The sequence below is a fragment of the Corallococcus sp. CA049B genome (assembly GCF_003611685.1).
Classification (GTDB): domain Bacteria; phylum Myxococcota; class Myxococcia; order Myxococcales; family Myxococcaceae; genus Corallococcus; species Corallococcus coralloides.
The window spans coordinates 10,936-31,274 of the sequence record NZ_RAWC01000068.1 but is presented as its reverse complement, the minus strand read 5'-3'; the positions used below and the strand labels follow the sequence as shown (position 1 = coordinate 31,274).

General features: G+C 72.0%; 17 protein-coding genes. 6 read left to right on the top strand and 11 right to left on the bottom strand.

All coding sequences use genetic code 11. The features are described from left to right. Position 1 precedes the first annotated feature (1 nt). Positions 2-1,150, bottom strand: a complete 1,149-nt coding sequence (locus tag D7W82_RS17430) for a BMP family protein (RefSeq protein WP_120619431.1) — start codon at positions 1,148-1,150, stop codon at positions 2-4. Between the two features lie 117 nt (positions 1,151-1,267). On the opposite strand from D7W82_RS17430, the gene D7W82_RS17425 reads away from it, so the two are divergent. Continuing rightward, the gene (locus D7W82_RS17425; protein ID WP_120619430.1) at positions 1,268-2,944 is read left to right on the top strand and encodes an amidase; all 1,677 of its coding nucleotides are present in this window, start codon (positions 1,268-1,270) and stop codon (positions 2,942-2,944) included. A gap of 66 nt (positions 2,945-3,010) precedes the next feature. Next, entirely contained in the window at positions 3,011-4,111 is a 1,101-nt protein-coding gene (locus tag D7W82_RS17420; RefSeq protein ID WP_120619429.1) for a PE-PPE domain-containing protein, read from the top strand. 58 nt (positions 4,112-4,169) lie between these two features. On the opposite strand, the gene D7W82_RS17415 is transcribed toward D7W82_RS17420, so the two are convergent. Continuing rightward, positions 4,170-4,490, bottom strand: coding sequence for a hypothetical protein (locus D7W82_RS17415; protein WP_120619428.1), 321 nt, complete (start codon positions 4,488-4,490; stop codon positions 4,170-4,172). A gap of 2 nt (positions 4,491-4,492) precedes the next feature. Continuing rightward, positions 4,493-5,401, bottom strand: a complete 909-nt coding sequence (locus D7W82_RS17410; protein WP_158617684.1) for a protein kinase — start codon at positions 5,399-5,401, stop codon at positions 4,493-4,495. Positions 5,402-5,593: 192 nt separating this feature from the next. On the opposite strand from D7W82_RS17410, the gene D7W82_RS17405 reads away from it, so the two are divergent. Then, on the top strand, positions 5,594-6,043 hold the full coding sequence (locus tag D7W82_RS17405; protein WP_120619426.1) for a helix-turn-helix domain-containing protein: 450 nt from the start codon (positions 5,594-5,596) through the stop codon (positions 6,041-6,043). Between the two features lie 15 nt (positions 6,044-6,058). On the opposite strand, the gene D7W82_RS41580 is transcribed toward D7W82_RS17405, so the two are convergent. The 4 genes from D7W82_RS41580 to D7W82_RS17385 all read right to left on the bottom strand — a co-directional run bounded on the left by D7W82_RS41580 (position 6,059) and on the right by D7W82_RS17385 (position 8,646). Beyond that, a complete protein-coding gene (locus D7W82_RS41580) occupies positions 6,059-6,388 on the bottom strand; it encodes a hypothetical protein (RefSeq protein ID WP_233587729.1) in 330 nt (109 codons plus the stop codon). A gap of 861 nt (positions 6,389-7,249) precedes the next feature. Continuing rightward, positions 7,250-7,498, bottom strand: a complete 249-nt coding sequence (locus tag D7W82_RS17395) for a hypothetical protein (protein ID WP_147439368.1) — start codon at positions 7,496-7,498, stop codon at positions 7,250-7,252. A gap of 73 nt (positions 7,499-7,571) precedes the next feature. Next, the gene (locus D7W82_RS17390; protein ID WP_120619424.1) at positions 7,572-7,973 is read right to left on the bottom strand and encodes a hypothetical protein; all 402 of its coding nucleotides are present in this window, start codon (positions 7,971-7,973) and stop codon (positions 7,572-7,574) included. 133 nt (positions 7,974-8,106) lie between these two features. Next, a complete protein-coding gene (locus tag D7W82_RS17385) occupies positions 8,107-8,646 on the bottom strand; it encodes a nuclear transport factor 2 family protein (RefSeq protein WP_120619423.1) in 540 nt (179 codons plus the stop codon). Between the two features lie 88 nt (positions 8,647-8,734). Between D7W82_RS17385 and D7W82_RS17380 the strand changes: the two genes are divergently transcribed. The 3 genes from D7W82_RS17380 to D7W82_RS17370 are packed head-to-tail and all read left to right on the top strand — an operon-like array spanning position 8,735 to position 11,119. Next, on the top strand, positions 8,735-9,514 hold the full coding sequence (locus D7W82_RS17380) for an alpha/beta fold hydrolase (protein ID WP_120619422.1): 780 nt from the start codon (positions 8,735-8,737) through the stop codon (positions 9,512-9,514). Beyond that, the gene (locus D7W82_RS17375) at positions 9,496-10,290 is read left to right on the top strand and encodes a ZIP family metal transporter (RefSeq protein WP_147439367.1); all 795 of its coding nucleotides are present in this window, start codon (positions 9,496-9,498) and stop codon (positions 10,288-10,290) included. The genes D7W82_RS17380 and D7W82_RS17375 overlap by 19 nt, the downstream gene beginning before the upstream one ends. A gap of 28 nt (positions 10,291-10,318) precedes the next feature. After that, complete coding sequence (locus D7W82_RS17370; RefSeq protein ID WP_120619420.1) at positions 10,319-11,119, top strand: SDR family oxidoreductase; 801 nt, start codon at positions 10,319-10,321, stop codon at positions 11,117-11,119. 2 nt (positions 11,120-11,121) lie between these two features. Here the strand turns inward: D7W82_RS17370 and D7W82_RS17365 are convergent, their stop codons facing one another. The 4 genes from D7W82_RS17365 to D7W82_RS17350 all read right to left on the bottom strand — a co-directional run bounded on the left by D7W82_RS17365 (position 11,122) and on the right by D7W82_RS17350 (position 20,274). Next, positions 11,122-13,506: a hypothetical protein gene (locus tag D7W82_RS17365; RefSeq protein WP_120619419.1), complete on the bottom strand. Its 2,385-nt coding sequence runs from the start codon at positions 13,504-13,506 to the stop codon at positions 11,122-11,124. 57 nt (positions 13,507-13,563) lie between these two features. After that, a complete protein-coding gene (locus D7W82_RS17360; RefSeq protein WP_120619418.1) occupies positions 13,564-14,601 on the bottom strand; it encodes a trypsin-like peptidase domain-containing protein in 1,038 nt (345 codons plus the stop codon). Positions 14,602-14,809: 208 nt separating this feature from the next. Next, positions 14,810-17,179, bottom strand: coding sequence for an alpha-2-macroglobulin family protein (locus D7W82_RS17355; RefSeq protein ID WP_199727771.1), 2,370 nt, complete (start codon positions 17,177-17,179; stop codon positions 14,810-14,812). Further along, positions 17,176-20,274 carry an MG2 domain-containing protein gene (locus D7W82_RS17350; RefSeq protein WP_120619416.1) on the bottom strand — a complete coding sequence of 1,033 codons (3,099 nt, stop codon included), beginning with the start codon at positions 20,272-20,274 and terminating at the stop codon, positions 17,176-17,178. Before D7W82_RS17350 ends, D7W82_RS17355 begins: the two co-directional genes overlap by 4 nt. Positions 20,275-20,339: the final 65 nt, after the last annotated feature.

The following is a 20,339-nucleotide window of genomic DNA, read 5'->3' as shown; positions in this document are numbered from 1 at the left end:
TCTACCGCGCCTCCGCCGCCTGCGCGGCGCCGGGCTGCGTGGGCACCTTCAGCTCCCCGGAGATGATGCGGGCCCGGAGCGCGTCCACCGTGCGCAGCGCCTCCGCCTTGCCCGGGAAGTCCAGGCGCACGGGCGCCAGCCCCATGCCTCCCTCCTTCAACCCGAGCGAGACATTGCCGCCCTGGAAGCGCCCCTGGCGCTGCTCGCGGATGGCCTCGTAGACCACCAGGTCCACGTGCTTCACGACGGCGGACAGCACCGCCTCCGGCGCCAGGTGGGACGGGTCCGAGTCCACGCCAATCACAGACACGGCCTTGCCGGCTTCGCGCGCCTCCTTCACGGCCTGGATGGCGCCCAGGCCGTCCACGCCCGCCGCCGCGAAGACGACGTCCGTGTTCTTGAGCAGCAGGTCCTGCCCCACCTGCTTGCCCAGGGCGAAGTCCGTGAAGCTGCCGGTGTAGTTCACCAGCACCGTGGCGTTCGGGTTCGTCGCGGCCACGCCGGCCCGGAAGCCGGCCTCGTAGCGCTGCACCAGGGGAATCTTCATCCCGCCCACCATGCCCACCCGGCCCGTCTTCGTGACGAGCCCGGCCAGGGCGCCCGCGAGGAAGCAGCCCTCCTCCTCGCGGAACACCACCGTGCGCACGTTGGGCAGCGTGATGACCCGGCCCTGCGCGTCCAGGAGCGGGCTGTCCACCAGCAGGAAGGGCAGCGAGGGATTGCGCCGGGCCACCGTCTCCACGGCGTTCTCCAGCATGAAGCCCACGCCCATCGCCAGCGACACGCGCTGCTCCGCGAGCAGTTGGAGGTTCGGCTCGTAGTCCTCCGCCACGCGGCTCTGGAGGACCACCGGCGTGATGCCCAGCGGAGTCATCCCCCATCCGCGGGCGGCGACGTCCGGGGCCAGCGAGTCCTTGCGCTCGGACGCGGTGGCCTCCTGGTAGCCGGCATTCTCGTACTTCACGCCCCCGGCCCACAGCTCCAGTCCGCGCAGGGCGGAGTCGTTGAAGGCGTGGTCGCCCCGGCCTCCCAGCCCCAGCACCAGACCGATGCCAGGCTTGGAAGGCGCGGCCGGCGCCTCCTTCTTGCAGCCGGTGACGGCCGCCAACAGACACAAGACGAGGGAGGGAATCCGGCGGCGCGGGCTCATGACACCGCGGAATGTATCACGCGCCCTCTGGGCCGCCGGATGACGGCGGAGCCGCTCAGCTTCGCGGGCCCGTCTTCGCTCATCGTGTCGAAACGGCCTCGCGCTAGGCTGCGTCCCATGACCTACCGACGCGCTCCGGTGAAGGCTCCGCGACTCTCCGGCATGGCCCTCAAGGCCATGGTCAACACGCTGGAGCGGGGCGCCGTGGGCCCGGCCCTGGTGGAGAAGTTGATGCGGGACAGCGGCATCGAACAGTGGCGCGAGCTGTCCGCTGGCGATGCTCCGCCCATCCAGTATCCGCTGCCCCCGGGAGCGCCTCCCGCTGAAACACAGACACCGGTGGAACAGGCCGCGCGCGCCGTCGCCGCGTCGCCCGTGACGCCGAAGCGGGAGACGGTCGCGGCCTTCGCTCGCGCCTACCGGGACGGGAGCACGGATCCGGTGGCCGTGGCGCGCAAGGTCCACGAGGCGATTGAACGGCTGGACGTCGGCGCGGACCGCCTGGGGCTCTTCATCGCTCGCAAGCCGGAGGAGGTGCTGCGGGCGGCGGAGGCCTCCGCGGAGCGGCTGCGCGCGGGCTCGCCCTTGAGCGTGTTCGACGGGGTGCCCGTCGTCATCAAGGACGAGCTGGACCTGGCGGGCTTCCCCACGACGCTGGGCACCACGTTCCGCACCGAGCCGGCCCGGACCGACTCCACCGTCGCAGCCCGGTTGAAGGCCGCGGGCGCGGTCATCCTGGGCAAGGCCAACATGCAGGAGATTGGCATCAACCCCATCGGGCTGAACCCCCACCACGGCGCCGCGCGCAACCCGTGGAACCGGGGCCACATCACTGGCGGCAGCTCCAGCGGCTCCGGGGCCGTGGTGGCGGCGGGCCTGTGCCCGGTGAGCATTGGCGCGGACGGCGGAGGCTCCATCCGCATCCCCGCCGCGCTGTGCGGCATCGTCGGCCTCAAGGCCACCTGGGGCCGCATCCCGGAGACGGGCGTGCCCCCGCTGTGCTGGAACGTGGCGCACGTGGGCCCCCTGGGCCTCACCGTCGACGATGTCGCGGCGGCGTATGCCATCGTGGCCGGACCGGACGGACATGACGTCGTCGCCCGGCAGCAGCCTCCGCATCACCTGTCTGGCTTTGAAGACGGCGCGTTGAAGGGCATCCGCCTGGGACTCTGCACGCCTTATTTCGAAGACGCGGATCCGGACGTGGTGGCTCGCTGTCGCGAGGCCGTGCGCGCCCTCACCGACGCGGGCGCCACGGTGGTGGAGCTGCCCGCGCCGGACCTGAACACGATTCTCTGGACGCACAGCTGCATCATCCTGAGCGAGATGGCGGAGGCGATGCTGCCGCAGCTGAAGGCCCGCGCGTCCGTGTTCGGTCTCGACTCGCGCACCAACCTGGCGCTGGGGCGTCACTTCAAGGCCACGGACCTCATCCACGCGCTGCGGCACCGGCACCGGCTGACCCGCGAGCTGCTGGCGCTCATGGCGGACGTGGACGTCATCGTCACGCCGACGACGGCCAGCACCGCGCCCGCCATCCCCGAGGCGACGCTCCCCGCCGGAGAGTCGAACCTGCCGGTGGTGGACGCGCTGATGCGCTTCATCCGCCTGGCGAACCTCACCGGCTGCCCTGCCCTCTCCGTGCCCGCGGGCTTCGACCGCGCGGGCCTGCCCGTGGGCGTGCACCTCATGGGGCGCCCCTACGAGGAGCACCTGCTGCTGCGCCTGGGCCGCGTGGTGGAGCGCGCGAGCGAGCGCCGCACGCCGGGCATCCACGTCAGCGTTCTGCCCTGACCGGGACAACTCTTCTTCTCAGCTCCCGATAACCTCCTCGAACCACGAGCACGGAAGGGCCGGGACATGTCCATCGACGGAGTGGGAAGAGGCGGAGTCCGGCAGGTGACGCCGCGCGCCGTGGAGGAACAGTCCGGCCCCGTGGCGAAGAACGCGCTCGCCCGTCCGCTGGCGGCCAAGGACGTCTTCGAGGCGAAGCGCGCCCAGTCCTCCACCCCGGGCAACGCGAACCTGCCGCCCATCCAGTCCAACACGGGCACGGTCCAGGCCGGCACGGTGCAGCTGGATGACGCGACGAAGGTGGCTCGCGGCGCGCTGAAGATCGACTCGAACGCGGATCCGAAGACCTACGACGGCATGTACCTGGGCTCGGACGGCTATGCCTATCCGCCGGACAAGTTCTCCGTCTCGGAGGTGCCGCCGTTCAAGCCGGAGAAGCCCATCGCCTCCCCGACGCCGACGACGTACCACGTCAACGGCATCCTCACGCAGCCGCAGGGAGACGGGAACGCCACGGGCGAGGCCCAGAAGCTGGCGAACGAGTCGGGCACCAACGTGGTGCCCATCTACAACGCCACGGAGGGACTGCCCGCGGACGTGACGCAGACGGGCCTGGACCGGCTGGGCCTCGGTGACAACAAGGCGGCCCAGACGCTGGCGGACGCCATCTACCGGGACTTGCAGGCCGGCAAGAAGGTCAACGTCACCGGCTACAGCCAGGGTGGCGCCATCGTGTCGAGCGCGCTGCGCGAGGTGGACAACCGCATCAAGGACGACATGGGCGGCTTCTGGGGAAACCTGCCCATCTTCGGCGACGGCAACCGTGACAAGCGCGAGGCGCTGCTCGGGAACATCAACGTCTCCACCTTCGCGGGCGCGGGCAAGACGTTCCCGGACGGGCCCAAGTACACCTTCTACGTGAACAAGCAGGACCCCGTGCCCACGTGGCTGGGCACGCACGCGTTCAACCCGGTGACGGACATCGTCAGCGGCATCGCGTCCGGCCTCTTCCCCGGCATCGGCATCCTCAACGGCGGCCCGTCCATCCAGTACCCGGAGGGCGCCACCATCCACACCTTCGACTCCCCCGGGAACGGCGAGGTCTTCGCCCTGGATGGCAAGCACGGCATCGACACGTACCTGAACAACATCCAGGACGCGGTCTGAAGCAGGTGCATTGCACGGCGCTCCAGGAGCATGGCTCCCGGAGCGCCGCGCCACCCGCTCAGGCACCGACGAAGAACCCCTTCGACCCGTGCATGTTCCGCACCCAGGCGGAGACGCCCCTGCGCCGGAGCACGGCGGCCGCGAGGGGCATGAAACGCTGGGGAACCCGCAGCACCCGCTGCGGAGCTCCACTCTCCTGAAGTCGCTCCACCGCGAGCCAGAGTCGCGGGAAGGAACCGGACGTCTCCACCTCTGTTGCCCAGACGCCGTTCCACGACAGGGCATCCAGCCGCTTACCGCTGGGCAGCGGGACTTCGACCTGGCCACCGAAGCCCGCGGAGCGGAACTTCGCCCGCTGATGCGCGCGCGATTCCGCCATGGTCAGTCCTTGCTCGCCGCCGCGAGGAGTCCGATGCCCACGACCGCGGCCACGGCGAACGCGAGGAAGCCCACCCCGGACGACGACGCCGGAGCGGGGGCTGGAGACGGAGGCGGAGCGGGCAGGGTCCAGGGCACGTTCCGCTTCGGAAGGAAGTGCTGGACTGGAATCGGAGCCGACGCCCGGGCCCGCAGTGATTCAATCCGCATCCGGACCTGTTTGATGTTGGGCCGTAGCGCAATCTCTCGGGAGAGCATCTGGTTGATGAGGTGCGCCAAATCGGGGTTTCCCGGAACCTCGATCCGCAAGACTTCACCGGGCCGGGGCTCCCGGCCCACCAGGAGCGCGAACGCCACAGCGCCCAAGGAGTAGATGTCGCCGAATGCGGACGCAATCCCCTCCGGAGGCATGTAGCCCGGAGTGCCGCCGTGATGGTTGCCCAGCATGACCGTCTGTCCCCGCCCACCGCGGGCAAGGCCGAAGTCCGCGAGCTTCGCGACCCCACCCTTGTGCAGGATGTTCCCGGTCTTGAGATCGCCGTGGAACGCCCCCTGCGCGGAGCCATGGATCTCCTCCAGGCCCTGGACCACCGTGAACAGGTAGCCCAACACCCGCTCCACGGACAGCCGTTGATGGACCAGGGCCGTCAGGTCCCCATCCATCAGCTCCATCGCGAAGCCCCGGCGCCCGTCCTGGTGGGAAACGGGCTGCAGGAACTTCACGACATAGCGGCCCTGGTGCCGCTGGAGCCGCCGGGTCTCGCCGTCGATGAGCTGCTGGTTCTCCGGCGACGCGTCCTTCGGAAACTTGGCGACGAACATCTGTCCCGCCTCGTCCCTGCACTTCAGGAGCGTGCCCAGGCCGCCCCCCGTGAGCTCTTCCAGTGTCGTGATACGTCCTTGAATTTTCATAGGTTTTTTCTCCCAAGCGCTTCCTGCCGGGGGGTTGCTTGGCGGGTGACCCACCAAGCCGGCATACGAGCGTTCTCTGAGATAACCCACGAAACAGTGCTGGCAAGCTGACATCAGAATTTTATTCCAACGCGCCGGGCCAATTCCTTTGACCTGGAAGTGCCCGGGGACGCGGTTTATGAACGAGGGGTCATGACGCGCGCGCACAACGTCCCCGGCGGACCGGACTCCAAGGAGGGCGAGGCCTATGGCCTGGTGCTGGGACAGGTGATTGCCCAGCTCCGGAAGCAGCACGGGAACATGACCCAGGCGGAGCTGGCCCAGCGGCTGGGCATCTCCCAATCCATGCTGTCGAAGATCGAGAGCGGGAAGCAGCCGGATGTGTACCACTTCGGCCTGATTGCCCAGGTGTTCAGGCTCGACGTCCAGCAGCTCGACGCCCGGGTCCAGGAAGCGATGAAGCGGGCGCAGAGGGCCGCTGCGGTAGTGACCGACCAGCCCAAGTCGTCCTCCAGTTGGGGGGAACTGCTTGCGCTCGCAGGCTTCGTGGGGCTGGTGGTGTTCGCGGTGGCGGCGGTCGTCGGAGACGACTCGAAGCCGGCGCCAGAACCCTCACCGCAGCCCAAGCCCAAGTCCCGGTAGGTCCGGGCTGGCATGTCATGGGCGCACGGGCGCGATGCTCCGGCTGCGCTTCAGCGCCGAGAACGCGAAGAACCCGCCATAGGCCTCTCTCAGGATGCAGCCCTCGCACTCGCGGAAGTAGACGTTCTTCCAGTCGGAGATGCTCTTGCGCGCGAAAGGATGGAGGTCCGTGGGGAGCACGCAGAGCGGTTGGTTGTAGAGGGAGGTGTTGACGCCCGCGCGGTCCAGGACCCACACCGCCGCGCGGAGAGGCTCCTGGTAGTCGAGGGGATCCACCCAGAGCTTTGGAAGGTTCGTCTTCGCGAAGCCCATCAACTCCAGCCCCATCAGCGCGACGTGCTCCACGAAGAGCAGGTTCCGGGCGAGGAAGCGCGCCAGCTTTGGAAGGCGCTCGTGGATGAAAGCATGGATGACGCCCGGAGCTCCACCCGGACGCCCGCCCGCTTCTGGTTCAGGATGCCTCGGACGGTCTCATCGTACGCGCCCCTCGCCTGAACGACGTGGTCATGCTCCTCGGGCAGGTCGGAGTACAGCAGGATGCCCACCATCAGCTCCGGATGCCTCAGCCGCCCCAGTCCCTGAGCAAAGCCCTCCTCCAAGAAGCGCCTTCCAGTGGAGAGCATGTGCACCGCCGTTCCCGGCAGGTGTGTCTTCAGCTACTCCACGAGCAGTAGCAGCCTCTCTCTCAACAGCGCGGGCTCACCTTCGGTGATGCCCAGTTCCTGCGTCTCCGGGGAGGTGATCGGGATGAACTCCAGCAGCCAGGAATCATCGTGCTTGCGCGGGGGCTATGAGCACATCAGGCAGTAGTTGTCACAGCGATCCGTGACCAGCAGACTGTTGGACGGAGAGGCCCTCCGGTAGAGCGCGAACAACCGTCCGCTGGAGGGCTCCACCCGCACCACGTCCCCTTTCGCGAGCGGAAGAAAGCCAGGAAGCAGCGCGTAGGCGCCCGGAACGTTCACGTCCGGAGACGGCGCGCCAGCAGGTATGCGCGGAAGCCCGGAGGCAGCCTCCCCTGGGCTCACGAACGAGGAGGATTTCGGCCCCGCCTTCCGGTGTGGACGGAACGCCCTCGCGGATCCGCCCCAGGAAGGGATGAGTGGAGGCGCGAGACAGGGGCCGCAACCCCAATGAGGAAAGGGCCGTGGTCATGGCTCACAACGCCACGGCGGCGCCCGAGTCCAGCACCGGGACGGCGTGTCCCTACTCGCCGCCCACGCCGCACTTGCGCGGGCAGCTCTCGCCGATCAGCTCACACCGGTCGATCTGCGCCTGCGTGGTGGCGTTCTGCAGGCACCGGCTCAGGTTCACGCTGCAGGCCTCCAGGCACGCCTCGACGGGATCCAACGCCTGCTCCGACGACTGGAGGTCCAGGCCCTCCTCCGTGCCGGGGCCGCCACAGCCCGCCAGCAGTCCCACCACCCACAGTCCGGCAACGATCGCAGCTCGCATGCAGCTCTCCTGGTTTGGGGGCTTCTACCGCCTTGCCAGGATATCGCGCCCTGCGCGCGAAGGGCGCAGGGACTCACGGTGAGGCGGGCGCCTGCTCCTCGTTCCGCACGCGGTTGGGGCGGCGCTCGGGGACGGGCGCGACTCCGCCCACCCACTCCCAGTCCATGCCGTTCCATGACTGTTCACACCAGCGCAGGTCCGTGGCCAGCTCGCGCGCCTTGGTCCCGTGGGGGATGAGCGCCCAGCCCAGCCGGGACTGCTTGCACTCGCCGCTCTTGAACTTCAGCAGCCGGCGCTGGCCCTGGGCCTCGGCGCGCTCCGCTTCCCAGAGCGCCTGGTTCCGCAGGCCGTCGCCCTGAGCATCCACGCCGTTCCACTCACACCACGCCTGCACGTCCTTCAGTCGGACCAGCTTCGATCCCCGGGAGAGTTCCGTCACGGCCGCGACGAGAAGGTCGGGGGTGATGACACGCATGCGTTGGGGCCTCCGGTGCGGATTGGCGAACGACCCCAACGTACAGCGTAGGAAATGGCGGAGGGCCTCAGCTCCTCCATGCGTTTGTCATGGTTCTGTCATGGATCCGGACCATGACGCAGGAAGGCATGCGTCAGGGCTTCGGCGCGGGCTTGCTCGCCGGCGCTGGCGGTGTGGCTGCCTTGACCTTGGAGTACGTGGCGATGCGGTTCGTCACCTCGCCCATCAAGTCATTGGGGATGGGGACGGAGAGGTTGTACTGGGCGATCTTCCAGCCGGCCGCGTCCTTCACCAGCACGCCGCTGCCGCGCGCGGGGCCCAGGTTGGGCGTGTCCAGCGCCTCGTCGAACCAGGCGACCTGGCCGTCCTTGGAGAGGAACACGTTGCGGGACACCGACTTGAAGGACCACGCCTTGCCCTTGGAGAAGTAGGGCTTCGACCACGCGCGGAACTGCTCCACCGTCCAGCGCTCCTCGCCGTCCGTGCCCATGAAGACCGCGTCCGGCGTGAAGAAGGAGAAGTAGCGCGGCTCGTTGGCCACCGCCGCCGCGCGGTGCCAGTCGTCCAGCACCGTGGCCACCGCGACCTTGGGGTCGGCCGGAGCCTGGGCCGCGGCCGGAGCGGCGACGGGGTTGGCGCCGAGCGCCAGCAACAACCAGGAGACGGATGCCATCGGGTTCACCTCGACGAAAGGGGGGTTCGCGGTATGAAGCGGCAGGCGTGCCCCCAGGTCAAGGCATGCGGCACGAGACGGCGGTGGCGTGATGCTCGAAAGTTTTCAGGTGGGCACGGGTGACGTGCTCACGGTGATGTTGCACGGCTTCCTCGGGACGGGCCGCAACCTGCGCTCGCTGGCCGTCGCGTGGACGAAGGCGGATCCGCGCCGCCGCATCCTCCTGCCCGACCTCACCGGCCACGGCACGTCCCCGGCCCTGCCTCCGGAAGCGGACCTGACCACGCTCGCGCGCGACGTGGTGGCCACGCTCGACGCGCAGGGCTTCACCGGCGCCGTGGACTGGGTGGGCCACTCGCTGGGCGGCCGCGTGTCCCTGGCCGCGAGCCTGGAGTCCTCCGAGCGCGTGCGCAGCGTGGCGCTGCTCGACATCGCGCCCGGGCCCGTGCCGCTGAACCTGTCGGACAGCGGCTATGTCCTGGACATCCTCCTGAAGGCCCCGCCGCGCGCCGACAGCCGCAAGGACCTGCGCGCGAACCTCACGGGCAACGGCCTGTCGGAGGCGCTGTCGGACTGGCTCCTCATGAACCTCACGCCCGACGGTGACGGCGTGCGCTGGCGCTTCGACCGCGACGCGCTCCTCCAGTTGCACCGCCGCGTCAACGGCCAGGACCTGTGGCCTGCGGTGGAGCGCCCCGTGCACCCGCCCCTGCGCTGCATCCGCGGCGGTCGCAGCCGGTACGTGTCCGAGGAGAGCGCCCGGCGCCTGGAGGAAGGTGGCTGCCCCGTGGCCGTCCTCCCGGACGCCGGCCACTTCGTGCACGTGGACAATCCCCAAGAAGTGCTCGCGTGGCTGATGGCCCCCTGATGGATACCCAGACCGTCCTGCTCGTCTTCATCGCGGTGGGGCTGGACGGCCTGGCCGGGCTCGCGGGCGGGGTGCTGTCCGAGCCCTGGCTGCAACGGCGGCTGCCCTCGCTGGTGGCCTTCGCCGCCGGCACGCTCCTGAGCGCGGTGTTCCTGGAGGTGCTGCCGGAGGCGGTGAAGGCCCAGGGCGACGCGGCCTTCGCGTGGGCCTTCGCCAGCTTCGTCGCGCTGGCGCTCCTGGAGTGGGCGCTGGGCCATCACCACCATGACGCGGAGGCCGCCGCCGGACACTCGCACGGACAGCCCGCGCACCGGGGCTCGCCCACGCTCCCCAGCGCGCTGCTCGCGTCGGATGCGCTGCACAACGTGGGGGACGGCGCGGCGGTCGCGGCGGCCTTCCTCGTGTCGCCGGAGGCGGGCTTCGCCACCGCGTTCGCGGTCATCGTCCACGAGCTGCCGCAGGAGGTGGGCGACTACGCGCTCCTGCGCGCCGCGGGCTGGACCCGCGCGCGGTCGCTGGTCGCGCTGGCCGCGGTGCAGCTCACCGCCGCGGTGGGCGCGGCGGGCGTGCTGCTGGGCACGCGGTATCTGCCCTCGCTCCAGGGCACCGTGCTGGCCATCGCCGGAGGCTCGTTCCTCTACATCGGCGCGGTGGACCTGTTGCCGGAGCTGCGCCGGGGCCCGGACTCACGCCAGCGCCTGGTGGGCTTCCTGTGTGGGCTGCTGCTCATTGGCGGATTGCACTTCGCGGAGCGGTTCGCGGGAGGCCATGGCTGAAGCGCCGCGCCCCTGAGAGGATGGGGCCATGCAAGCAAAGACCGTGATTGTCACCGGTGCCTCCGCGGGCATCGGCGAGGCGCTGGCGGTGGCCCTGGCCGGCCGGGGCGCGAACGTGGCGCTGGCGGCGCGGGATGCCCAGGCGCTGGAGCGCGTGAAGGCGAAGTGCGAGGCCGCGGGCGGCAAGGCGCTGGCGGTGCCCACCGACGTGGGCGACCCGGAGGCGTGCCGCCGGCTGGTGGAGCGCACGGTGGAGGCGTTCGGCGGCGTGGACGTGCTCGTCAACAACGCGGGCATCACCATGCACTCGCGCTTCGAGGACGTGACGGACCTGGGCCTCTACGAGCGCCTCATGCGCATCAACTACCTGGGCGCGGTGCACTGCACCTTCCACGCGCTGCCGTATGTGAAGGCTCGCAAGGGATTGCTCGTCGCCGTGTCGTCGCTGACGGGCAAGACGGGCGTGCCCATGCGCACCGGCTACGCCGCCAGCAAGCACGCCATGCAGGGCTTCTTCGATTCGCTGCGCATCGAACTGTTGGGCACCGGCACGGACGTGCTCGTGGTGTCGCCGGGCTTCGTGGCCACGGACATCCGCGCGCACGCGCTGGGCCCGGAGGGCCGGCCCCTGGGACAGAGCCCTCGCGATGAAGCGGGCCCCACCATGGACGTGGACACCTGCGTGGCCCTCATCCTGCGTGCCATGGAGCGCCGCGACCGGGAGCTGGTGATGACGCTCACCGGCCGCGTGGGACAGGTGCTCAAGCTGGTGGCGCCCGCGCTGGTGGACAAGCTGGCGGCGCGCGCCATCCGCGGCAAGAAGGCCTGAGGCTACTTCTCCATCCGCGACACCATGCCCCACAGGCCGTCGAAGGTGGCGTTGCCCACCTGGTGCAGGCCGAAGCCCCAGAGGAAGGCGGTCATCCACGCGCCGGAGCCGCCCCACGTGGGCGCGAAGACGTCCAACACCTGGAGCCCCAGCAGCACCGCGATGATGGACATCATCCCCAGCACCGCGAGCTCCACCTTCCACAGGTCCCGCGAGCGCGGCAGGGGAATCCAGTCCAGGTGCACCAGCACGTCGGTGCTCGCCTTCGTGGACGACGGCGGCAGGGGGGAGAGGTTCCCGGTGGCGGGCCCGCCGGGCAGCGGTGATGGCGGCGGCGGCGGCGACTCCATGGCCGGCTGCGAGAAGGGGTCCAGCGTCACGGCGGAGGGGACGGACTCCAGGGCCAGCCGGCCGCCCGTGGACACCGGGGGCGGCGGGAGCGTGACGTGGCGCGCGAAGTCCTCTCGGGCGGCGCGGTACTCCGCCGAGGCCAGGTTCGCTTCGCCCTTGTCCAGCTGCTCGCGCGCCGTCGCCAGCCGCGCGTCCACCCCGGTGCGCCAGTCCGACTCGGTGTTCAGGCCGCCGCCGGACTGGGCCTGGAGCTGCGTCAGCGCCTCCTCCAGGTTGTCCACCAGCTCGCGCAGGTACAGCGCGTGCGCGGACTGGTAGTAGAGGTAGGCCTCGTCCACGCTGGCGGACATGCGGGCCCGCGCCCGGGCCAGCTGCTCGCCCACGCGCAGGCGCAGCGCCGCCCACTCCTCCTGCGTGAAGCCGCCGGGCAGCTCCTTCGCGGTGAGGGCGTCCTCCAGGTCCGTCAGGAGGATTTCGAGGAACGCCTCGCGCGCGGTCTCCACCAGCCGGCGAGACGCCTCCAGGTCGGGCCCCGGCAGCTGCTGGCGCGCGCGCAGCACGTACAGGGGCAGCTCCCCCTGGAGCCGGCGGCTCACGGGGTCATCCCCGCGCTGGGAGGACAGCGTCCGCGACTGCTGCTCCAGCTCCGTCAACCGCGCCTCCAGCACCGCGCGGGCCACCGCCTCCAGGTCGAGCGTGCGCAAGAGCTGCGCTTGTTCGGAGAAGTCCGCGGACGTGGCCTCGTCATTCTGGAGCAGCGTCTCCACCGCCTTGAGCTTGCGCTCCGCGTCCAGCAGCGCCACGCCCTTGAGCCCCTCCAGCTGCCGCAGGAGCACGGACCAGAGGGAGAAGAGCTGGAGGCGCGCCTCGAAGAGGGCGAGCACGGAGTCCTGAACGACGAGCCCGCTCAACGGCCGCTGGATGTCCGCGAGGAGCGCGTCCACCTGGCGGCGCAGCGACGCGGCCACGGCGGCCTCGCGCTCCAGCGGACGGGCGGGCACCAGCGATTGCAGCTTCTGGCGCGCGGCCTCCGCGCGGCTGCGCAGGTTCACGCGCGGGCGCACGCGCTGCACGTAGAAGCGCACCGCCGCGGACGTCACCACGCCCAGGAAGATGAGGAACGCGCCGAACATCGCGGGCGTCTTCACCCAGACGGTGAAGGCCTGCTCCACCGCCGCGCCCTCCGGCACGAGCAGCCGCACCGTGCCGGTGTACTCGCCGGACTCCGGCAGGTCGTCCACGTCCAGGCTCAAGAGGCCGGTGCCGTAGGCTGGCAGTTGGAGGAGGCCCTCCTTCCCCGGGCCCTGCGGCTGGCCATCCGGTCCTCGGAAGAACCACTTCGCGTCCTGCGCCTGCACGGGCGCGGCGCCGTCCCCCGAGCCGCCCGCCCTGCGGTCCAGCTGCACCACCGCCGCGGGCCCCACCGCGCCGCCCACGCCCGCCGTCTCGCGGAAGGTCAGCCGCACCGTGGCCTTTCCGGAGAACGGCCCCAGCGTCCAACCGCGCGCGGGGGCCACCGGATAGAACTGCACCGTGGGCGCCGCCGCCACGCGCTGCACGACGAGCGGGATGACCTCCCGCACGCCGTCCCCCAGGAGCACCACGCGGCCGTGGAAGTCACCGGCCGCGGGCAGGTCCGCGGACAGCGTCACAGTCACCGGCCGCAGCACGGAGATGGGCACCTCCGCCGCGCCCTCCGTCGTGCCCACGCGCACCGTCACCGGCACCTGCGTGCCGTCCGCCGCGAGCAGCGGATCCACCAGCACCGTCACCCGCGTGGCCTCCGCGCCCGCGGCGCGCGGTGAGTCCGCAGACGCGTCCGTGGGCGAGGGCAGCAGGTCCACGCGCAGCACCGTCTCCAGGTGGGCGGTGGACGTGCGCAGGCGCACCTCGTTGTTGGACGACAGGCCCGCGAGGCCGAAGCGCGGCGCCGCGCCCGCGAGCCTGGGCCACAGGCAGAGCACGGCGAACGCCAGGGTCACGCCCGTGGAGAGCAGGCCCTTCGCGGCCAGGGTGCTTCGAGCGGGAAGGCTCATGCGCGTGGACGATAGCAGTCCCCTTCCCCGCGCTCGCATGCGCGTCCGCGCGTTATTTCACTCCCAGCCGAGGCGGCGCAGCACGCCCCCGGACAGGCTCGCGCGGATGGTGTCCAGGGGGATGCCCTCGTCGTCCTCGGCGGATTCGTGGCCGGGGCGTGGGTCTCCGCTGTGGTGCAGCGCGACCAGCTCCAGGTCCGGCGTGAAGCACGGCGACCCGGACGAGCCCGGGTGCGTGTTGGTGCAGTACGTGACTCGCGTCTGGGAGCGGTTGACCGCCTGGAACGTGTCCAGCGCCACCTGCATGGGCCGGCCCTTCGGGTGCTGAACCACGAGCGCCAGCGCGCCCGTCTCGAACGCCGTGGGCGACGACGGGGCCAGCGGGATGAAGCCGCGCGGCCGGTCCCCCACCCGGTCCTCGCCGGGGGCGTCTTGAATCTGCAGGAAGGCGTAGTCCAGCTCGTCGCGCGTGGCCTCGCGCGGACGCGGGTGCATCAGGTCCGCCGGGCTGTGCGGACTCTGCGCCAGGCACGCCGTCACCGCGAACACCCGGCCCGGGTGCACCGCGATGCGGTCCGGCAGCACCTTCAGGTCGAAGCGCACGCGCAGCGCCTCCAGCAGCCGGTGCTCGATGACGTGCGAGTTCGTCAGCACCACGTCCGGCGCCACCAGGAAGCCCGTGCCCAGCGCGCGGCCGCCCTCCAGCTCCACGCGGCACACGCGCCGCGACAGCGTGGTCAGCCGGTCGCGCCAGGCCTGCGGCGTCAGCGCCAGCCTGGACTGCTGGACGATGCGCGCCAGGGCACTGCCGGACACGCTGCGCTGCACGGAGGACAGGTAGCCCTGCAGGAAGCGGCGGATGCGCGGATGGCCCGGCGCCGCCGCTTGCGCGCCGCGCACCAGCACGTCCGTCCACCCCTCCGCCTCCGCGGTGCGCACGAGCGCCCGGGCCCGCGCCGCCCCCTCCCGTTCGACGGGGGGCACCAGGCTGCGGCCGCACTTCACCTCGACCATCCGGAGGAGCTCCTCCACCGAGGTGAACGCGCCCAGGAGGGCGTGGGTCAGTTCCTCCTGTTCGGAGCCTTCAAGCTCCATCCAATTCCTCGCTGCCGCGCGCAAATGCATCTCCGCCGTGCACCCTGAAGTGTACGCACGCGGGCAGCGATTGCACCGGGCGGGGGGCGCCCGGAGGAACGGGCCCCTGCCGCGCTTCCGGCGCGCATTCCACCCGCCCCCGGGGCCGGACGGAAGGGACCAGCACCGGCGCCGTGAGTGGAGAATGACCCCACGGCACCGGAGGGCATCAGCGCACCGCCCAGGTGGTGGGCGGCAGCGACGCGGTGATGTCCGGCCGGCCAGGCACGCCCAGTCGCGCCGCGCCCGCCTGCAACGTCCCGGCGAGCGTGGGCAGCACGCGGAACTCCACCAGCACCGGCGCGCCCTGCTCCCTGGGAGAAAGGTCCAGGGACAACGCCCCATCCTGCACATCCCAGGAGGTCACCTGTCCGGACGCCACGAGCGCGGCCAGGCTCGCGGGGTCCACCTGCACGCCCGCGGGCAGCTCCTGCTGGAAGCGCAGCGGCAACGAGGACGGCGCGCCCACCTGGACGCGCACGTTCGTCAGCTGTCCCACGCGCGCCTCCTTCGGCCCCGTCACGGCCAGCTGCAGGCCGCCCTTCACCTCGCTCTTCCACGGCACCGCCGCGGACAGCGCCAGGGAGAAGCCCAGCCCCGGCACCGCGGGCTCCGCGCGCACGGTCCACGCGTGCGTGCCCGCCGAGCCCGGAGCCGCGGCCTCCAGCGCCAGCACCTCGCGCAATGCCTTCGTGTCGTAGGTGCCCTCCGTGACGACCTGTCCGTCGCGCGCCACCGTCACGCGCACCCGGGCAGGCAGCGGCTCCTTGAAGAGGGCCAGCGCGGCGCGCAGCCCCACGCGGTTGGCCTGCCCATCCCCCCAGCCCAGGCCCGGCGTGTAGTGCGCGAGCAGCCAGGCACCCAGGTCCGCGAGCGGCGCCTTCGCATCACCCTGGAGGGCGAGCACCGCCATCGCCGTGGCCTCCGCCTCCGAGGGCAGCTCCCCGTCCGCGCGCACCGTGTCCGGCTCCACCGGCAGCCACGCGGTGCCGTCCGGGCCGGACTTCAGCGCTTCGCGCACGCGGGTGCGCAGGGCGTCCGCCACGCTGCCCTCCGCGGAGCCCTCCGCCAGCAGCACCGCGGCCGTATAGCCATCCTTCACCTGCGGCAGGTAGCGCTCGAAGACGCCCGACGCGCGCACGGTGAAGGCCGCCGCGCGCTGCTTGCCCTCCGGGGTGCCCTGCGCCGCGCGCACCGTGCGGGCGCAGCTCGCCGTCGCCACCAGCAGCCGCTGGAGCGTCCAGCCCTCACCGCCCTGACAGGTGCCGTCCGGCCGCTGGGCCTGGGCGACCTGCGCCACCAGCCGCTCACCCAGCCGCGCGAGCACGGGGTTGTCCGGGTGGGCCAGCGCGCCCTCCGCGAGCCGCGTCGCCACCTCGATTGACGGCGCCCGCGCCGCGCGGAGCACCCGCTGCGTCGCCACCAACGACAGCGCCTTCAGCGCCGCGGGGTCCGCCGTCTCGCCCAGCGACTTCAACAGCTCCTGCGCCTGGCCCGCGAGCAGCAGCGCGTACGCGTCCCCCGCCACGTCCACCGGCCGGCGCTCCACCGCCGCCAGCTCCGCGCGCACCATGCCCAGCGCGCCCGGGTACACCTGCAAGCGCACCCGCTCGCTGCCGGCCTGCGCGTCCGCGGGGCCCACCAGGGACAGCGTGCGCGGCGCCGCCAGTGAACCGCCGCGCGTCTGGACCACGGGCTGGCCGGTGGCCCACACGTCGAAGTCGCGCACCACCGCGTCCGTGTCTCCCAGCGAGGCGCGCAGCGTCACCGGCCCCGCGCCCGCGGCCTTCACCGTCACCAGCTCCACCACGCTGCCACGCGCGGGCACCCGCACCGTGCGCGCGCCGGCCTCCACCTGCGCGCCCTTCACGTCCACCTTGAGCGCGGCCTCCACGGCCTTGTCGGTGGTGTTCACCACCTGCACCGGCAGGCGCACCGTGTCGCCCGCGCGAAGGAAGGGCGGCAGCACCGGATCCACGTACGTGGGCAGCGTGCCCGCGAAGGACGTCACCGCTCCCGCCTGCGCACCGGAGCGCGAGTGCGCGAGCGCCAGCACCCGCCACTGCGTCAGCCGGTCCGGCACGCGCACCGGCACCGTCGCCGAGCCGTTCGCGTCCGTCACCACCAGGGGCTCGAAGAGGAACGTCTCCGGGAACCACGCGCGGGTGGGCGCGGCCGCGCCACCGTTGTCCTCTTTGACGCCCCCCTCCTCCATCTCCGGATCTGGAGGTGCCGCCATCTCCATCACGGGCGCGGCGGCCATCATGGGTTCGGGCCCGCCGCCTCCCCGCGCACCGACGGGCTCGTCGTCGTAGGAGTTGTCCGACCCGAAGCTCTTCATCGACTTGCGCCGCAGGTCATCCGAACCGCCGGGGCGTGGCGCCATGGTGGCGACGATGCTGTCCCCCGCGAGCGCGGCGGCGGACTGTCCCATGGTCTTGCGGATCACATCCCCCGCGACCAGCGCGAGCGTCACCCCGCCCAGCACGAACCCCACCCCGAGGCCCACGGCCCCGGACATCCACGAGCGCTGCTTCATGGCGCCTCCCGGGCGACCCACGCGCCCCAGTTCACGACGTCCTCCGGCAACCGCGTTCCATCCACCACCACCGCGCGCGGATCCGTGAGGGCCAGCAGGTCCTGCGGCAGCCGCGACAGGCGCAGCTTGCGGCCGAACGCATCCGTCACCTTCTGCCCGCGCTGCTCGCACGCGGCCAGCGACTCCGCCCACAGCCGCGCGAGCCCCGCCGGGTCCAACGTCTCACCCCCGGGCGCGGTCTCCTCCCACTTGCGCGTGCGCGCGTGCAGCTCCGTCAGCACCGCGTAGAAGGGCTCCGTCAGCTCCGCGTCCGGGGAGAAGGGGCTCCTGGCGCTCACCGACAGGGGCGTCTCCACGTCCTCCAGCGAGGGCACCGCCGTCACGCGCAAGAGCGCCGCCGCGGCCGCGTTCGCGCCCCGGATGCGCCCCATGGCCAGCGCCTGACCGTCCAGCACGCCGAAGGCCGGCGTGGCCACCGACGGCGACGGCCGCAGCCCATCCAGCGCGTCCGCGCCCGGCAGCGGCGCCAGCTGGGACAGCGTCTCGTCCACGCCGAAGAGGCCCACCGCCGCCTCGCCATCCTTGCCGTCCACGCGCGTATGGACCTGGAGGTGCGCCAGCTCTCCGGGCGCGTACGCGGGCTTGTCCGGAGACACCTCCACCGTCAGCGACGCGCGGGGCGCCACGTACACGCGCGCGGTCGCCTCCACGCCCTCCACCTGCGCCCAGCCCTCGAAGTCCTGGGGCAGCGTGAAGCGCGCGGAGCGCGTGGCCGGGTCCAGCTTCTCCTTGAGCCGCGCCGGCCCCGCCACCAGCTCCAGCGTCTTGGGCAGCTCACCCGTGAAGCCGGGGCCGCGCAAGAGCTCCACCTTCACGGGCTCGCCGGCCTTCGCCAGCACCGGCGTCACGCGGGCGCGCAGCGGTGGCAGGCTCGCGGGGCGCAGCACGAGCTTCGTCTCGCCCATGTCCTGACCGTCCCACTTCGCCCGGACCTTCAACTCGTAGCCCAGAAACGTGGTGGCCTGGGGCGGGCGGGGGATGCCGTTTCCGCCGTACGTGGGCTGCGCGATGAAGCGCACCACGCCCATGGCCTCCGGCAGCCCCCGTCCCACCTGCTTCGAGGCCGGAGCGCGGATGCGCGAAAAGCGCTCCTTCACGCACGCCAGCACCGCCGCCGGGAGCGCGTCATCCGGCGCGGGCTCCGCCACCCAGGACAGCGCCAGCTCCGGCTTGTCCGCCCACAGCCGCCACGTCAGCGCGCCAGGGATGGCCACGGCGCGGTCCAGCGTGGGAGGCAGGCACGAACGCGCATCCAGCGCGGCGAGCGTCAGCCCCTCGCTCACGCCCCGCTCGTCCCCGAAGGCGACCTGCGTGTTCCAGCGGAAGGAGGGCAGGCCCGGCTCCCTGACCTGGAAGCGAAGCTGGAGCATCCGCTCCGCGCGCGCCGGCAGTCCCTTCGCGCGCAGCGCCGACGCCATGCACGCCTCCAGCCCCTCCTCCGCGCCCCCCACGTCCAGCACCTGCCCGGCCGCGCCTACCCGCACCGCGAACTCCGCCATGGCGGAGCCGGAGGCCGGAGAGACGAAACGCGCGCAAGGGTGCAGCGCGGGCAGCAGCCGCTCCAGCGCGAGCTGATCCTCCAGCGACGACTGCCCTCCCTGCGCGCCCAGCAGGTCCTGCGACGACACGAGCGACACGGAGGGCGGACGCGGCTGCACGCGCACCGGCAGGGGCGGCACCACCACGTTCACCGCGGGGCCCGGATCCAACTGGAAGGCGGCCACGCCGTCCTCGTCCGCCACCGCGCTCACGCCCTGGTCGCGCGGGTCCCACGCGCGCGTCACCGTCACCTCCGCGCCCGGCAGCACCTGCCCCGACGCGGTGGTGGCGCGCAGGTAGACGCGGTTGCTGAAGCCCGCCACCAGCCCGTCCTCCAGCTCCGTCACGGAGGACACGGCCAGCGCGTCCTCGGACAGGAGGAGCGACACGCCGCCGCGCACCGGCTCACCCGTGGGGTCCTTCGCCTCCAGGCTCGCGCTCAGCGTGGCCTGGCCGCGCAGGTCCTGGGGCACGCGCGGCAGCGTCACGCGGAAGCGGCCGGCGGCGTCCGTGCGCGCCTTCGTCGGCAGCTCGCCCCGGAGCCACTCCGTCGGAGGAGGCCATGCGCCCGCGTGGCTCCACGCCAGCGTCACGTCCGTGTCCGCCACCGGCGCGCCGGACGCGTACGACACCTGCCCCGTCACCTCCGGCGCGTCGTTGGCGCGCCAGAAGGGCCGGGGGCTCCTCGCCTCCATCCGCAGGCGCGGCAGCGTGAAGGGCTCCACCGTGAAGGCCGCGTCACCGGAGGCGCCACCGCTGGTCCACGACACCGTCCACGTGCCCGTGGGCGCGCCCCGGTCCAGCGGGAACTCCCCCGCCACCACGCCCCAGTTGCCCTCGGGCGCGCGCTCCTCCAGCACCACCTCCCCGGAGGGGTCCGTCACCTTCCACGTCCCCGGCCGTCCATCGAGCGGCGACAGGTCCTTCGCGCGCAGCGCCACCGCGCGGAAGCGCACCCGGTGCCCGGGCTCGTAGAGGGGCCGGTCCGTCAGCACGCGCACGCGCGCGGGCGCGTACAGGGGCAGCGCCGAGTCCACCGTGCCGGTGCCCAGCGGCGTGGTGAGGCGCGCGCGCAGTCGGTAGTCGCCGTCAGGCACCGCGGGCAGCGTCACTGGCGCCGACAGGGGACCGGAGCCTTCGCGCTCCCAACGGCCCTTGTCATCCAGCGGCAGCGGCGTCTCCTTGCCGGCCGCGTCCACCAGGAACAGCGCCGCCGTGCCCCGGCCCACGTAGGCCGTGAGCTCGCGGCCCTCCGCGTCCATCCCGTGCGCCTCCGCCCAGACCGTCACCTTGCTGGAGCCCCCCCGCGCGAGCGCGCTGGCGGTCATGCTCACCGTCTGGCGGAACTCGCCGTCCGGGCACGCGCGCACGTCCACGCCCTGGAACATCCAGGCGGACAGACATCGCCCGGAAGCCATGAAGGCCAGGCCTCCCCCCACGAACAACAGCCCGAGCCCGCTGGCCACCCATCGCCGGCGCTGGATGCCACCTGTCATGCGTTTCTCCCCGTCTTTCCACTGTACGCCGGAAAGCGTGGAGCCGGTCCCCACCTCCCCCCGTT

Excerpts from the sequence above, each read along its gene's own strand:
- D7W82_RS17430 (WP_120619431.1), bottom strand. The coding sequence starts at position 1,150 with ATGAGCCCGCGCCGCCGGATTCCCTCCCTCGTCTTGTGTCTGTTGGCG.
- D7W82_RS17425 (WP_120619430.1), top strand. The coding sequence starts at position 1,268 with ATGACCTACCGACGCGCTCCGGTGAAGGCTCCGCGACTCTCCGGCATG.
- D7W82_RS17420 (WP_120619429.1), top strand. The coding sequence starts at position 3,011 with ATGTCCATCGACGGAGTGGGAAGAGGCGGAGTCCGGCAGGTGACGCCG.
- D7W82_RS17415 (WP_120619428.1), bottom strand. The coding sequence starts at position 4,490 with ATGGCGGAATCGCGCGCGCATCAGCGGGCGAAGTTCCGCTCCGCGGGC.
- D7W82_RS17410 (WP_158617684.1), bottom strand. The coding sequence starts at position 5,401 with ATGAAAATTCAAGGACGTATCACGACACTGGAAGAGCTCACGGGGGGC.
- D7W82_RS17405 (WP_120619426.1), top strand. The coding sequence starts at position 5,594 with ATGACGCGCGCGCACAACGTCCCCGGCGGACCGGACTCCAAGGAGGGC.
- D7W82_RS17395 (WP_147439368.1), bottom strand. The coding sequence starts at position 7,498 with ATGCGAGCTGCGATCGTTGCCGGACTGTGGGTGGTGGGACTGCTGGCG.
- D7W82_RS17390 (WP_120619424.1), bottom strand. The coding sequence starts at position 7,973 with ATGCGTGTCATCACCCCCGACCTTCTCGTCGCGGCCGTGACGGAACTC.
- D7W82_RS17385 (WP_120619423.1), bottom strand. The coding sequence starts at position 8,646 with ATGGCATCCGTCTCCTGGTTGTTGCTGGCGCTCGGCGCCAACCCCGTC.
- D7W82_RS17370 (WP_120619420.1), top strand. The coding sequence starts at position 10,319 with ATGCAAGCAAAGACCGTGATTGTCACCGGTGCCTCCGCGGGCATCGGC.
- D7W82_RS17365 (WP_120619419.1), bottom strand. The coding sequence starts at position 13,506 with ATGAGCCTTCCCGCTCGAAGCACCCTGGCCGCGAAGGGCCTGCTCTCC.
- D7W82_RS17360 (WP_120619418.1), bottom strand. The coding sequence starts at position 14,601 with ATGGAGCTTGAAGGCTCCGAACAGGAGGAACTGACCCACGCCCTCCTG.
- D7W82_RS17355 (WP_199727771.1), bottom strand. The coding sequence starts at position 17,179 with ATGAAGCAGCGCTCGTGGATGTCCGGGGCCGTGGGCCTCGGGGTGGGG.
- D7W82_RS17350 (WP_120619416.1), bottom strand. The coding sequence starts at position 20,274 with ATGACAGGTGGCATCCAGCGCCGGCGATGGGTGGCCAGCGGGCTCGGG.